The sequence below is a fragment of the Proteiniphilum sp. UBA5463 genome, from assembly GCF_002427225.1.
Lineage (GTDB): Bacteria > Bacteroidota > Bacteroidia > Bacteroidales > Dysgonomonadaceae > Proteiniphilum > Proteiniphilum propionicum.
Genome location: NZ_DIQL01000005.1, coordinates 64,705 through 79,062, shown reverse-complemented (window position 1 = coordinate 79,062; position 14,358 = coordinate 64,705). Strand labels below are relative to the sequence as shown.

The 14,358-nt window shown below is 41.0% G+C and carries 10 protein-coding genes; 2 read left to right on the top strand and 8 right to left on the bottom strand.

The window, feature by feature from the left end; genetic code table 11:
- The first annotated feature begins 130 nt into the window (after positions 1–130).
- Positions 131–1,156 (top strand): L,D-transpeptidase, encoded by a 1,026-nt coding sequence (locus tag B3B27_RS01505; protein WP_286846714.1) that lies wholly within the window; start codon positions 131–133, stop codon positions 1,154–1,156.
- A 168-nt stretch (positions 1,157–1,324) separates the two neighbouring features.
- A complete protein-coding gene (locus B3B27_RS01500) occupies positions 1,325–2,008 on the top strand; it encodes a murein L,D-transpeptidase catalytic domain family protein (protein ID WP_286846711.1) in 684 nt (227 codons plus the stop codon).
- A gap of 743 nt (positions 2,009–2,751) precedes the next feature.
- Here the strand turns inward: B3B27_RS01500 and B3B27_RS01495 are convergent.
- The 8 genes from B3B27_RS01495 to B3B27_RS01460 form a co-directional block, all read right to left on the bottom strand.
- A complete protein-coding gene (locus tag B3B27_RS01495) occupies positions 2,752–3,711 on the bottom strand; it encodes a glycerophosphodiester phosphodiesterase family protein (RefSeq protein ID WP_286846709.1) in 960 nt (319 codons plus the stop codon).
- A gap of 296 nt (positions 3,712–4,007) precedes the next feature.
- A complete protein-coding gene (locus B3B27_RS01490; RefSeq protein WP_286846706.1) occupies positions 4,008–4,895 on the bottom strand; it encodes a glycerophosphodiester phosphodiesterase in 888 nt (295 codons plus the stop codon).
- Between the two features lie 11 nt (positions 4,896–4,906).
- Entirely contained in the window at positions 4,907–6,883 is a 1,977-nt protein-coding gene (locus B3B27_RS01485; RefSeq protein ID WP_286846703.1) for an FISUMP domain-containing protein, read from the bottom strand.
- A 26-nt stretch (positions 6,884–6,909) separates the two neighbouring features.
- Positions 6,910–8,364, bottom strand: coding sequence for a RagB/SusD family nutrient uptake outer membrane protein (locus B3B27_RS01480; RefSeq protein WP_286846702.1), 1,455 nt, complete (start codon positions 8,362–8,364; stop codon positions 6,910–6,912).
- Positions 8,365–8,396: 32 nt separating this feature from the next.
- Entirely contained in the window at positions 8,397–11,618 is a 3,222-nt protein-coding gene (locus B3B27_RS01475; RefSeq protein ID WP_286846700.1) for a SusC/RagA family TonB-linked outer membrane protein, read from the bottom strand.
- Positions 11,619–11,708: 90 nt separating this feature from the next.
- Positions 11,709–12,578 carry a carbohydrate kinase family protein gene (locus tag B3B27_RS01470; RefSeq protein ID WP_286846698.1) on the bottom strand — a complete coding sequence of 290 codons (870 nt, stop codon included), beginning with the start codon at positions 12,576–12,578 and terminating at the stop codon, positions 11,709–11,711.
- Positions 12,565–12,981 (bottom strand): VOC family protein, encoded by a 417-nt coding sequence (locus B3B27_RS01465; protein ID WP_286846696.1) that lies wholly within the window; start codon positions 12,979–12,981, stop codon positions 12,565–12,567. Before B3B27_RS01465 ends, B3B27_RS01470 begins: the two co-directional genes overlap by 14 nt.
- A gap of 12 nt (positions 12,982–12,993) precedes the next feature.
- On the bottom strand, positions 12,994–14,322 hold the full coding sequence (locus B3B27_RS01460; RefSeq protein WP_286846694.1) for an MFS transporter: 1,329 nt from the start codon (positions 14,320–14,322) through the stop codon (positions 12,994–12,996).
- Positions 14,323–14,358: the final 36 nt, after the last annotated feature.

Below are 14,358 nucleotides of genomic sequence, written 5' to 3'. Positions count from 1 at the left end.
GCATTGGGGATAGAGGCAGGCTGCATGAACATTATTCCCTAAACCACGTTCTAAAATACATAAATATTTACAAATATCGATTCTTGCAAATCCGTCAAACCAAATACCAACTATGCAAAAATAACGACAAATGAAAAGATGTACAGCCTGTTTTCTTCTCTTCTCTGTTATATCATTTATCCCTACCGGGTGCAGCTCAGGCACTCCGGTGGAGAATGGCAATGAAGAGATAGCCGTTACATATAATGATTCCATACCCCATCTCGGCGAAGAGAGGAGAAAGCTGACAGGAACAGACATCCGGTTGCTAAAAGATATTCAATACGATAAGTATTTGCTTGATGATGAATACCCTTATAAGGACACTGTCCGGCGTTTTCAATGGGAAAAGATTAAAGAAGGAATTGCCCATATTGAAAATGAAGTCTCCCGTGGAGGCAGCTGGGGTGTTTTGAGCAATTACAAGAACATGAACGGTGAAGCCCCCACCATTGAAGGTTTCGTGAGAAACGACTATAGAAGGGTTTCCGATCAATTCGGTGTTGAGCGTTACCAGTCGGTTCCTCTCTATAGTACATATGGCGACACAGTATTGGTACGCTACGGGAGAGATGGGTGGATAGTGAAAGTTACTGGAAACGACACCATTGAGATGGTCAGGGTGACCGGAGTTTCTATGGAGGGTGAATATCTGGTTCCTAACCGTTATCTGAAAGTATGGGGTGACAGCATCTGTTTTGATAAAGTTGTAGCGGTAGATGTCACCAATCAGAATATTTCAACATTGACGAGAGAAAACGGTGGCTGGCATATATTGAGTATGAATCCCGCAACCACAGGTACGCACAGGCCGCCGCATGCACATGAAACACCTACGGGAATTTTCGCTGTTCAGGAGAAGAAAGAGAAAATGTACTACGTAAAAGACGGTACAAGCGAGATTGCCGGATTCGCCCCCTATGCTTCCCGTTTTACTAATGGAGCTTACATCCACGGCGTTCCGGTACAATATCCCAATAGAAATGTAATTGAATACAGTCCATCCCTGGGTACCACACCCAGGTCTCATATGTGTGTCAGAAACGCATCGTCTCACTCTCAATTCGTATATGACTGGGCAACTGTTAAAGAGTCGGTTGTTATTGTTATTGATTAACAAATGAGTCTGCTCCTAAAGGCCCTAAATATCAAAATTAATTAAATTAATCCGCTGAATATCAATATGTATTTTGGCCTGTTTACAATTACAAAGGCTTTTTGTAGGGACTCACAATTATATTCAAAAAAATAGAGTATATTTGGCAATATTTTTCCTGAACAGGCTATGCGTATAATAATATTCTCTTTCATATTTCTTGTATTCTCTTCCCTCTCTTTCCCCATTGGGAAAAAGGATCAAAAGGAAAACGCTTCACCAGCAACACTCTCTTCAAATGGTTGCGAGTTACTCTATGAACAGATGAATCTTTGCGAAATAATGCATTTCGACGCCTTCAAATCTGCATACACCGGTTATACAAAGTTAAATATCAATAACAATCCTCTGCTTACGGTGATCGATTTCAGTCTCCCATCATCCGAAAAAAGGATGTACGTCCTTGATTTGGAAAAGAGAAAGGTACTCTTTGTTTCTTATGTTTCACACGGGCGCAACAGTGGAGAAAACTTTGCTACATCATTCTCAAACCTGAGCGGTTCACACAAAAGTTCATTGGGTTTTTACCGTACAGCCGGCACATATAACGGAAGTAATGGATATTCGCTTCAGCTGGACGGTTTGGAAGAGGGCATTAACGACAAGGCAAGATCTCGGGCCATCGTAATCCACGGAGCCGATTATTGCAGTGAGAAGGTTATTAAATCTACCGGAAGGCTGGGCCGTAGCTTCGGTTGCCCGGCGCTTCCCAAAGAGCTGACAAAACCTGTCATCAACACCATAAAAGGAGGTTCATTGCTCTTCATATATGCCGGCCGCCCAGATTATACGGCCATGAGCAAGGTGTTGTAGATTTATTTCTATCCCAACTATCTTTGCCAATTTTCGGTATCAGAATAAAAAACTGGACTTACCAACTTAATTGAAACAAAAAGTTAATCAACATTTATAATCGATTCTTTTTTTAATTTTATACTACTCCCAGAACTCATCAATGGCCAAGCTTTCCAACGCCGATAATCTTCTTTTATGATTATACCAGGATTCAATATATTCAAATACTTACAGACTCATCAGTTCTTTTACTTTAAGCTTGGTCCCATAAACAAGCTTCGGTTCTACACATCATCTTAATCGTCCATTCTCGCTAGTGGTAATTCTTGATAAATTTGAAAATCAACCATCTCTCGTTGAAGTGATTTATAAAGCTTTTTTTACGCTTGATATATTCCCCAGGTAGAGTCAGGGATAACACTTTCCTTAAAAAAGGAAGAACTATAGGATGCAAAATATAAAACCATTTTCATGAACAATCTGATAAGGAATAATCAGAAAAATTATCTTTGCGACTGATACATCACTGTTACCGAATATGCAGTATCGTTGTTACATAAAACGTTACACTATAATGATTATTATCTACCATTAATATCTAATAGGAGCTTACGTAACCTGACGGTTTCTCAGATAGAGAGCATCATTATCGTAAAGTATAACAGTTTATTATTCACCAATGCACTCTAACCATGTATCAATGTGACTTTTGCAACCAAGAAAGTTGCTTTATCCAGTTGTTGCAATATATTGATTTTCTGTTAATTTCCAATTCGTTTTACTGCCTTTTCTCTTAAACTGCTCAATTCTTCTCTTGTCCGTGGCAGTTCTGTAAATTCTGATGGATAATCAGTCTCTATGATGTCGGGCATGGCTACCAATTCGCGCAGATATGCAATACGGCGGTCTTTCTTTTTACCCACCCTGTCTGCAGTAGGGTGAATTGATGTCATAATGGACACCCCTCTCTCATGCAGCATTCCATAAAGTTCTTCCTGTTCCGGGTCCACCGTGAGGCGGATATAGGCCATAATCTGGTTCCAGGGGATGGGCGAACTGTCATAAGCATCGAAATGTTCCTTTGAGCTGATCTCCACACAGAACATCCTGTCATTCACTCCATTTTCCCAGTAATACATTGCCTCTTTGAGCGACCTGACACTCAGCATGATATTTTTATAGGGATACCACTCACCTCCCTCCTTCAGCTGCTTGATATAATAATCCCAGGTATGAGGCCCATTGTCCTTGTTGTCAAGGTTGAAAACAGTCTTTTCTTTTCCCCACTCAAACATCTCCACTATTGTAGGAATCTTGTATGGAGTAACATTTCCGTCCCTATCCTTGAGGTTGAACTGTTGCAGCTCTTTGTAGGTATAGTCTGAAACCAGTCCCTCACCATTGGTGGTGCGCTTGATATCAGCATCGTGCATCAGCACCATGACCCCATCTTTGGTGAAGCGAGGATCGATCTCAAAAAAGGAGGGAATGAGCGAGAGAGTCTTTTCGCAAGACTCAATGCAATTCTCAGGATAACCAGGGAGCATTCCGCCACGATGGGCGCTGATTATAATATCTGCGTCAGGCTTATAGGAGAAGTAGCCCTGTAATTCCTGCAGATTACTCACCTTTACAGTATGAAGTCCTTTTGCACTCTGGCAGTAAACTATTGAAAACTGAACAATAATCAATGAGAGGATAATAAATAGTTTTGTTTTCATCTAATACTTGTTTAATATTTTGATCTATCGCTTTAAGTTAAGTAAGGCTTGAGGGTAGTTTGTCGTAATGGCATACAAATTATTTTGTCAGGCAGCACTGAACCATAAAGCAATTTTCCAGGATTACACACTTTTAAACCGACACTTACACTCCTGTTTGCATCTGACAGAGAAACACAATTGGAGCTGCAATGAAGTAAGATTGTCAACAGCGTAACAAAATAAGAGAATTTTTCATTGAACATATGAACCCAATTCTACTGATAAAAAAGTTAGAAGAACATAAATAGTTAGTTTCAATTATTTCTAATTTCATCCAACAAGATTTTTGGATAATTAGTTGTTATAGCATACAATTTATCTATATTCGAAATGTACCAAGCCCTATTGTTATCAGTATCTACATTATAAACACTTATTCTGACACCGTTTTTCGCATAATCATCAATGGTATAATTTCCTTTTACTTCACCATTATTATAAAATATGGAAGATATGGAAAAATTTGCCCAATTATAACCATTCTGTTGGAAAGAAGAAGGAGACATGGATGTGTTCATATATCCACAAGACCAATCTCCTCTAGAAGCATTGATTGTTCGTTTGAGGACTTCAGCTCTACCAACAATAAATTCCACGAAATGATTGGCCTTCATTTCCCTGACTATTTCAGAAGTGCGTTCAGCACATCTTGAAGAGTATTCATTACCCTCACTCTGAGGAAGAGATGCTATGCTTTTAATATCGATCCATAGCATGATGGTACCGGCGTCAAGCACTCTCTTAAGATAATCTTCAAGTCTAGGGATTGTCTCACCGTTAGCCAATTTACCTGCAGCGATTATCTGTGCATAAGTGGCTTTCCAGGGATGCAATCCATTAATCTTATCCTCTCTGTCCGTATGCGCAACAATCACATGATTATCTTTGGTGATATAGACATCAGCCTCTGATGCATAACAACCGATGTCAATCGCATAATTAAGTGCTTCGATTGAATTGTCGGGACACTTTTTTTCCATTGACCCGCCTCTGTGGGCCACAACTTTATTATTTGCCTTTTTGGGTCTTCGCAACTGTCCAACCTGGCCGGGAGAGTTTCCCGGATCAACCGGGTCACTCTCTTCTGGGGAACAGGATAGGAGCAGAAGGCACAAAAAGAAAGCTCTAATTATTTTCAACATGTTATTGACAATTATTCTAATTCATGCTTATAATTTCTCACACATCGGAAGGGCAAAATTGCATTTCCATTATCTACATTCCTCATATCCACATATGTATGGGCATTATTATTAATAACAACATTTAATCTATAGGCTTTGGTCTCGTTAAACAACAAAGGTACCCAAACCTGCTTTCTTAAACCATACATTTGCCATCCTTGTTTCAAATATCTGAATCCAGTGGGGAAATAATTAAATCCAAATGCATCTGCACCATCTGCAATGGGGGTATTTTGCCAATGAGTAGTATTACGTAACCAGGCAGCCATATTATTAATTCCTTTTGATGTTGTCATAAATTGCTTGTATGTTATATTTTCGGCATTTACCGGATAACTATCTTCCTGAGATTTAACACTCATAGAATATGCAAGATCAAGCCAATCCTGAGCATTGGCAATGTGATAACCATATGGACATATCCCTTGAAGTTGCCATGTTAGTGTGGGGTGATTTGTCTCATCAATTGAATTATCTCCAGTCATCATAGCATTTGTAACATAGTCAATTATTATTTCATTTCCAGCAGCATCTACAATCTTATCACCTGCTCTCCAGCCGACAGGAAAAGTTTGGTTAATTGCACCGTCAATACCACCCCGTGCTACTCCTGTAAGCATCTCACTATATGAATAAATACGTCCATATTTATCATCTCCCTGTAGTTGTCCTCCGTTTTCAGCCTCTTCGTATGCCGGATTCAGCTTTGGATCAAGAACATGTTGAGGAAGTTCATCATTGGATTTATATCCTCCCGAAGCAGTCTGAGCCGATGGCACCAGTTTTCCTCCCAATTTTGGAATAATATTTCCTCCATCCCAGCGAATCGCTGCAACAATCCACTCCTTCATGGTTCCGTCACGCGCAATATATTTTCGTGTCGGGTATTCAGAGAGCATATGATCCGGCATACTGTTTTGCGTTGTAATTCTTTCAAGCGTATACTGCAGTGTAGTCAGGTTGATCAGCAATGATCTCATTCCATCAATATCGATGGCAGGAATAGTGATGTCTCTGTTATCGGAGTCTTCGTTTTCGATCACACCTATTCTACTGTCGGCTATCAAATAGTATTGCGGATATCTCTGTTCGTCAGCGTACCGTCCGATACGAAGTGTGCCATTCCGGAAATAGGCATCAATCCTGAAGAGGCCCTCTTCCAACTTTTCCATCTTGATTGCTTTACCTACATTCTTGTGGTCGGGAAGCGATGATCCCCAGATAAAACTAAATGTTTCAGGAGCCAATTGTTTTATGTAAACAACTGCCACAGCCTCACTTGTTTCAGGTGTTCCTACATGAATAAATATTTTAGCTTCTCGTTCACCTGCATCTTCAGCCGTATTCTCTGTCGGTACAATTTCAATGTGATTATTACCCTTATCCACTACATTGATCCAGTCGACACCCTCTGCCACTTCGATATGATAATCACTCATATTTGTGTCAAATGAGAGGGTCTTGGGTTTAATATCATCTGCCATATATTCCAATTGGGTGATTCCATTGTGGATATTCACATAAGCATCTGCCTTCTCTCCAATCTGAACAATTTTAAAATTATTTGCTGTACCATCATCGAGTGTAATGGTCAGCGTCATACTTCTCTTATAGTTCTTGTTGGGTTGCACTTTAATTTTAAGACCTTTCTCTGTCACATCGTCACCATCGAAAGTTATCGGCTCTATTGATGCCCAACTGTTTTCCTCCAATGATGCTATCCAATTGTGATATTTTTTTCGAAAGGGATTAACAGTTACAATAGCGTTTAAAACTTCATCCCCACTTTCAGTAGCTCCATCGGCCACAAATAGTAGTTCTGAGGGGAAAATACTAATACGAGTCTGATCAGCTTCTTGAACCAGATCTGATTCCGCATCTACACTACAGTTTGTCAAAATCAATGCAAGCAGTGTTAGTATAATTAAATACAAATTATTTTTCATATTAGTTATTATTTTTTTGGTATTAATTATTGACCCTGCCATCCTTCGGTTTGGGCTAAATTATAATTCCGATTTAATGCGGACTGGGTTATTGGCCAAAGTAAAATATTCTTTTTACTTTTTTGACTTGCGAGACTTTTATTGTAATCCCATACCTTATCAGTACGAATCAAAGTCCACCAAGTATTTGCTTCAGAGGCAAACTCCTTGATGTTTTCAGTAACAATTGCCTCGAGTACTGCACTATCGGTTTCATCATTGTAGTAGTTAATATTGCTATATGCTCTGTTGGTAATTACTCCTAATGAATTCAAAGCTCCAGTGTAATTCTTCCTGTAATATTTTATTTCCGCATCAAACAGATAAGCTTGTGCATAACGGTAGATAACAATATCAGAATCGAGCACTCTGGTGCCAGAAATCATCTGTCCGACAAATTTGTTTGCCCATCTTACTTCGAGTCCACCTGTACCATAAGGTCCATGCCCATATGTTACCGGTATTCGTATATCAGTAGGATCAGATGTAATAATGTTAATGTAGTCATCTGTATAAAGCCACCACTGATTCTCGCCTATAGGCACTTCTGTGTTGGCATAGGCAGGGTCGATATATCCTCTGTTCCATGTATGTTGTGACGGAAAACCACCTTCAGATTCTCCATACTCATTGGGAATTACGAATATAATCTCTTTACCCCGTTTGTTAGATGGGCTGAAAATTGCAGAGAATTCATTCTCAAGTCTTGAAGGGTTTAATGAGAGTGAAGAAATTGCTGATTCGGCATATGTTAAGTACTTATCACCTCCATTCTGGATCCTATACATCCACAAACCAAAATCTGCTTTCAACATTGCTAGAGCTGCAGGTGTAAGAATTGTCTTGTCTCCAGTTCCCGTCAAAAATTGTTCAGCCGCAACCAAGTCTGACTCAACCTGATTAAAAACATCTGCTTGTGGAGACCGGTGTAGATAGAGATCCTGAGAGGTTGATTCGAATCCTTCCAGTGCAAGAGGAGCATCTCCCCAAATCCGGCCGATCCAGAAATAGGTATAAGCTCTTATAAAATATGCGTTTGAAAGAGCAAAATTACGAGCTTCTTCATTAATCTCCATATTCTGACCATATTTGATAATCAGATTAACGAGATTAATTGTAGTATAAAGATTTGTCCAACTTGCATAGGGGTTTGTGGCTGACATTGTAGCTGAAACAACATCTGCTTGGTTATTGTTGAGAAGTGTCCCATGAGTCCCTGGGCCCCAAAGACCATTTCTATATTCACCCCAATAAATGACATTGGTCTTCATCGTATTTCTTAAATAATAGTAGGCACCATATGTTGCTGATTTCAAATCCTCCTCATCCTGCCACATATTTGATGCAGACAGGCGGTTGTCCTGGATAATATCCAATCTGTCGTGACAACTTGCCATGAATATAAATAGACTGAAAAGTACAAGTATATTTTTCTTTTTCATTTTATTTTAGAAGTTATTATTGATACCAAAAATTAGAATACCGCTTTTAACCCAAACAATATTTTTCTTGCAGGAGGGTATGGGTTATAATTCTTACTGTATGTATCGGCATAACTATACAGTCCACCTGTAGTAACAGCCTCTGGTGACACCCCTTTTACAGCTGTAAAATACATCAATGTGTTACCCGAAAGCGAAAGTGTAAGATTCTGCATACCAAATGATCTGATCAGTTTTGACGATAAATCATAGGAAAAGACAACATCTCTCAGAGCCAAGTAATCTCCCTTTTCAGTGAAAATATCTGATGTACGTCCATAGTTTCTGTTACCCCAATCAGGATCATTTGCAGTGAATCGCGCATATTTCGTATTGTCACCCGGTTTTTTCCATGCAGTTTTTACATCGTTCACAAGATTGTAATTTGCATTCCCCATAGTAGCCATAAAATAGCGCATTTGCATAGCATTGAAAATGCTATGTCCCAATGCGTAATCGAGGGTAATCGAGAGACTAAAATTCCTGTATCTAAAATTGTTTGTCAAACCTCCTGTTGAATGTGGGGCAACATAACCAAGCAAAAATTGGTCTTCGGCATTGATAATGTCGTTACCATTTGCATCTGTTGAAGAACCGGGTCTATTCTTCCATTCATAATCACCAACATCTTTTCGACCTGCCAATGCAGGATCGGAAGAAGAATTCAAACGATCGGATCTTCTGAATCCTCTTGAAAGGGCATCATACAATGCCGCATCAGCTTGTGCCTCGGTTTCCAGAATATGATCCACTTTGTATCCGTAGAAACGACCGAGTCGCTCTCCCTCGGCTATTCCTCCATACTGTGTACCATCACCCAATATTATTCCATTGATGCGATTACCGGGTATTCCATTGTCAGGTAATTTCAACACTTTGTTCATGTTGTAACTATAAGTGAAATCTGTGCTCCATTCGAAGTTCTTCTTCCTGATGTTCACTGAAGAAAGCTCAAAATCGGCACCGTAGAAGCGCACTTTCCCAATATTTGCGGTAGCGGTACTGTAGCCGGTAATATCTGGTAGGGTAATGTCAAAAAGCAGGTCAGAAGTAACCTTGTTGTAATAGTCAGCAATCACGCGTATCCGGTTATCGAAGAACCCAAGATCTACGCCAATATTAAACTGAGAAGTGGTTTCCCATGTTAAACCATGATTAGGCATAATTCCTAATGTAGTTGTTGCATTCCCATTGTAAATATTTCCGATGTTATAACTGCCATATGTATCATACAGACCTATTCCGTTGTTTCCCGTAAGGCCGTAACTTAGGCGCAACTTGAACATGTTCATATCTTCAACATTCCAGAATGGCTCTTCTGAAATCAGCCAGCCAAAAGAAGTTGCAGGGAAATAACCCCATCTGTTTTCTTTTGCAAACTTTGATGAAGCATCAGCACGCATGGTAAGAGAGAGCATATAGCGATCCAAGAAACTATAATTGCCACGTCCGAAGTAAGAGATCATTGCTTCCCTGGTTCTGGTATTTGTAGGATAACCACTGACAGACTCCGTACCGGCATTTAAAGTTGGGACTTTATCTGAAATCGCACCAGTCACAGCTGCATCAAGACTATTCACTTTATCATAGTTAAAATCATATCCGCCTAGTAGGTCTATTCTATGTTTATCAGCAAATGATTTCTTATAATTCAAATAAGTCTGGAAGTTGACACGGTTCAACTCCGAAAATCCCTCTCTTGTTTCCCGGAGAGTACTTATCGCATTTGCTTTTATAAATGAGTTGCTGCGGGTATGTCTGTTATGATTCGAAATCTGCACAACGGCATTTAATCCATCAACAATTTTCCAATTCAAATTCATATTAAAACTGGACCGTTTTTGTATATTGTTTCTCACATAATAGCGATCATAAAAAGCGGCCGTGATAGTAGTATTGTTTGTCCCAAGCGCAGGCGTCCCATCTTCCAGATAATCACGATGAGTGTTGGGAATGGAGAGTCCTCTGATTACCGTATTACGGGTATTACTGGGAAAATCTTCCATCTTAGTTTCACCATAATCGAAAGTAGTTGAAGCAGTAAGGTTTTTCACTACTTCAAAGGAGGTATTTCCATGAAAAGTAAACCGATCAAAACCTGTAGCCACCCCCATTCCTGAATCGGAAGTATACCCGGCAGAAGCAGCATAAGTCATCTTATCAGCACCACCGTTAACACCTACATAGTAAGACTGCCAAAGTGCATCTCCAAACCATTGTGATTGCTGATCGTTATCCTGGAAAATAATTGTTTTTGTAGGATTAACAGGATCAATAATAGATTGCCAACCATTGGGTACAGCTTCACCATCTTCAAGATAACGAGGAGTCCATTTTGACCCTTCATTATTTCCTGTACCAGCAGATTCTGCTCCATAAAGTACTGAAGGAAAAAGGCTTTCCTCCAAAGCGGGGCGAACTATTCTCAGATAATCTGCTGCATTCATCAGATCATATTTTCTCTCAGGTTGCTGATAACCTAACTGTGCATTGAATACAATCTGAGATTTTTTTGATGATGTGCCTTTTTTAGTTGTAATAAGAATCACACCATTCGATGCCCTTGAACCATATATTCCGGCAGAGGCTGCATCTTTGAGAATTTCAATCGATTCAATATCATTGGGATTTAAACCCGTCATATCTCTTTGTACACCATCCACCATGATAATCGGATCATTGGACTGGTTGATAGATGATCCTCCTCTAATAAGAAATCTAGGATTGGCACCTGGTTCCATACTAGTGGTTGCTACACGCAATCCGGATACCTTTCCTTTAAGATTTTCACCAATAGAATTCACAGGAGATCCCTCCATCTTCTCTCCGCTATATTGTCCAATAGCCGTTGTCAGGGTATATCTTGATTGCGTTCCGTACCCCACCACAACCACTTCATCAAGAAGACCTGTATCCTCAGACATTACAACATTCATCACTCCTGAGTCAGCGGCGGGTAATTCCTGAGTCAGGAAGCCGATATATGAGAAGGCAATGACAGATCCCTTGGGAACCTGTAAATTAAAATTACCGTCTATATCTGTTACTGTTCCGTTGGTAGTGCCCTTTTGCACTACGTTCACCCCAATAAGGGGTTCATTGTTCCCGTCTGACACATTTCCTCTCAGGGTAATGTTCTGCGCAGACAGCCCCATGATATTCAAGAAAAAAGTGAACATCAACAAGAAATTAATTCTTGCAAATTTTGTACTCATTATCATTTACAATTTATTTAGTTTTTTAATTAAGGTTGCAAAGGAAAACAACATTTTAAAATATTGAGAATTTTGTGCGTTAAAAAACTTCTACGATTCTACTGTCCAGGCGCCGGCAACTGTACACACTGCCGCGGCTTTATCCACGGCGGCACGGTGTGCCTTCTCCAGTGTATCTCCCTTTAACAGGCTGGTTATAAAAGCACCGGTAAACGAATCGCCGGCCCCTACGGTATCCACCACATCCACCCTAGGTGTCTCCAGAAAAGAGATGGTTTCCGGTGAAAGGATCATACTATAATCTGCACCTGCCGTTAGTATCAGATATTGCAAATCATAGGCATCTATAAGCCATCTACAGGCACTACTATCATCGATTTCATTCAGAGAAAACATTCTCTTTAAAATCATCAATTCATCGTCGTTCAATTTTAGAATGTTGCACAACCGTAAGGATTCCTCTATAAGTCCTTCGGTATAAAAAGGAGCTCTCAGGTTGATATCGAGAATTCTGAAAGCATTGACGGGCACTTGCGATAAAAATGCACGTATGGTCCCTTTCGATGTTTCTGAACGTTGTGCCAGTGTGCCAAAGCACACCGCATCGGTTTTTCTTGCAATCTCCACCATTTTCGCAGTAAATGGGATATAATCCCATGCCACCCCCTCGGTGATGGTGTATGACGGCACCCCCTTATCCAGGGCCACCTGTACAGTTCCCGTAGGCTGATCCACCTTTTCTATGAGAAGATGGATACCTATACCTTCAACAAGGCTTAGGATCTCGTTGCCCAGTGAATCGTCTCCCACGGCACTGATCGCGTAACCGTCGGCACCCGAAGCGGTGGCGTGATAGACAAAATTCACCGGAGCACCTCCTGCCTTTTTCCCCTCCGGGAACATATCCCAAAGGAGTTCACCAATACCGGCAATAACCGGCTTTTTCCTATTCCACATCATCAGCTGGTGAAGTTAGCATTTCCGAAAACTCAATTTTCTCTTCATTGGGCCCTAAGATGGTGAAGAACCGCACACCGTGTTTCCAGAAGGGAAGAAACTGCACCGAATCATGGATCATGGTATGCCCGGCGGCTTTTATTTCACTGAAAAGTGTATCGATACCGGTAACATCCATTGCGATGTGATCAATGGCCCCGGCTTTCATCTCAGAACAACCGTTCTCATAGGTTTCAATCGTCAGATTCTTCATCTGCAGAAAAGCCACCTTCTCTCCTGCCGCCTCGTTCACCGTTTCAAGAGCAACCTCAAAGCCAAGCCCCTTGTAGAAACAAACCGTTTTTTCAATGTCGTTGGTGGGGATACCAATATGCTGGATTCCGTTTATCTGTTTTTTTATATTCATAGCTCTCATTTATTATTCAGTTACCGGGGTGAGATTTTTAACCTCATTGGTCCTTGACCCATAGAGTGCATAACAGAGCATTACCAGTTCACAAATGATCACAATTGACCATGTCCATTGCCAGGATCCGAACAAGTCGGCCATCACACCCTGCAACACTGGAAATACCGCACCACCAAACACCCCCATCATAAATATGCCGGAAGCTTTTGAAGTATATTCTTTCAATCCGTTGGTGGAAAGGGTAAAAATACATCCCCACATCACAGAGTGGCAAAGGCCTACAGCAACGAGTATCCACAGGTTATTTAGCAGAATGGCGGTGATCGTGAGGATAATGGCAGCAACCGTTGTCGCCACCAGCTGTGTACGAGGTGATATCTTCTTCAATGTACCGGAGATGATTCTGCCAACCATGAGGCCACCCCAGTAGAGCGTGGCAAGCAGCGCAGGTATACCGAGGTCTACACTCCCAACCATCAGGTTGGGATTCCCGAAGAAGGAGAGCAACGCTCCCTCTTTTTCGATCTCCATCGCATGAAGATTGACATTCACCCCTATTGCCACTTCTGCACCCACATAGAAGAAAATAGCGATCACCCCCAGCTTGAAGTGGCTGAACGACCAGATACTCTTCTCAAGTTTTCTATCGGGATTAGACCGGATACCTTCAAGATCGGGCAGAGGCAGCCTGCTTGTGATAAGTGCAATAATAATGACACAGGCAGCAATTGCCAGAAAGGGGATCAGCACCTGTCCGGCTGTTACCTGTTCGAGAGGAATACCGGCAAACATCACTACAGTCACAAAGAAAGGGGCGATGGTGGTAGCAAACGAGTTAAATGAGAAGGAGATGTTAACCCGCTGTACCGGCTGCGTTCCTTTCAGCGGATAGGCCGATATATAGGGGTTGATTACTACCTGCAAAACTGCCGCCGATGTACCCATCATAAAGGAACCGAGCAGAAAAACAAAGAACCCGTAAGGGATAGTATCTGTTGAAATGCCCAGCACCAAATGACTATAGTTGATCGACATCCATGATGAAAGAGCATACAGAAGTACACCAGCCGTCATAATCCAGAGTGCCCGCAACACGGTCGTCTTAAACCCGTGCCGGTCAATCCATCTGCCTCCAAGCGGACTGTTGACAAGATATCCCAGAAAGAAAAAGAAAGAGATAAGCGTTGTAAATGTATTTCTCAGATTCTCTGCATCTGCCAAGAAGGCCACTTTCAGAGGTCCCTGACACTGTCCGTTTACGGTGGTCATAAATCCCACGATAAAATAGATAAATGTCAATACCAGAAAGGGAGCAATCCCATACTTTTGTGTTTTCATATAATTGTTTTAAATGCTGTTTAAAGTGTGAAAAAC

Excerpts from the sequence above, each read along its gene's own strand:
- B3B27_RS01480 (WP_286846702.1), bottom strand. The coding sequence starts at position 8,364 with ATGAAAAAGAAAAATATACTTGTACTTTTCAGTCTATTTATATTCATG.
- B3B27_RS01475 (WP_286846700.1), bottom strand. The coding sequence starts at position 11,618 with ATGAGTACAAAATTTGCAAGAATTAATTTCTTGTTGATGTTCACTTTT.
- B3B27_RS01505 (WP_286846714.1), top strand. The coding sequence starts at position 131 with ATGAAAAGATGTACAGCCTGTTTTCTTCTCTTCTCTGTTATATCATTT.
- B3B27_RS01500 (WP_286846711.1), top strand. The coding sequence starts at position 1,325 with ATGCGTATAATAATATTCTCTTTCATATTTCTTGTATTCTCTTCCCTC.
- B3B27_RS01495 (WP_286846709.1), bottom strand. The coding sequence starts at position 3,711 with ATGAAAACAAAACTATTTATTATCCTCTCATTGATTATTGTTCAGTTT.
- B3B27_RS01490 (WP_286846706.1), bottom strand. The coding sequence starts at position 4,895 with ATGTTGAAAATAATTAGAGCTTTCTTTTTGTGCCTTCTGCTCCTATCC.
- B3B27_RS01465 (WP_286846696.1), bottom strand. The coding sequence starts at position 12,981 with ATGAATATAAAAAAACAGATAAACGGAATCCAGCATATTGGTATCCCC.
- B3B27_RS01460 (WP_286846694.1), bottom strand. The coding sequence starts at position 14,322 with ATGAAAACACAAAAGTATGGGATTGCTCCCTTTCTGGTATTGACATTT.
- B3B27_RS01485 (WP_286846703.1), bottom strand. The coding sequence starts at position 6,883 with ATGAAAAATAATTTGTATTTAATTATACTAACACTGCTTGCATTGATT.
- B3B27_RS01470 (WP_286846698.1), bottom strand. The coding sequence starts at position 12,578 with ATGATGTGGAATAGGAAAAAGCCGGTTATTGCCGGTATTGGTGAACTC.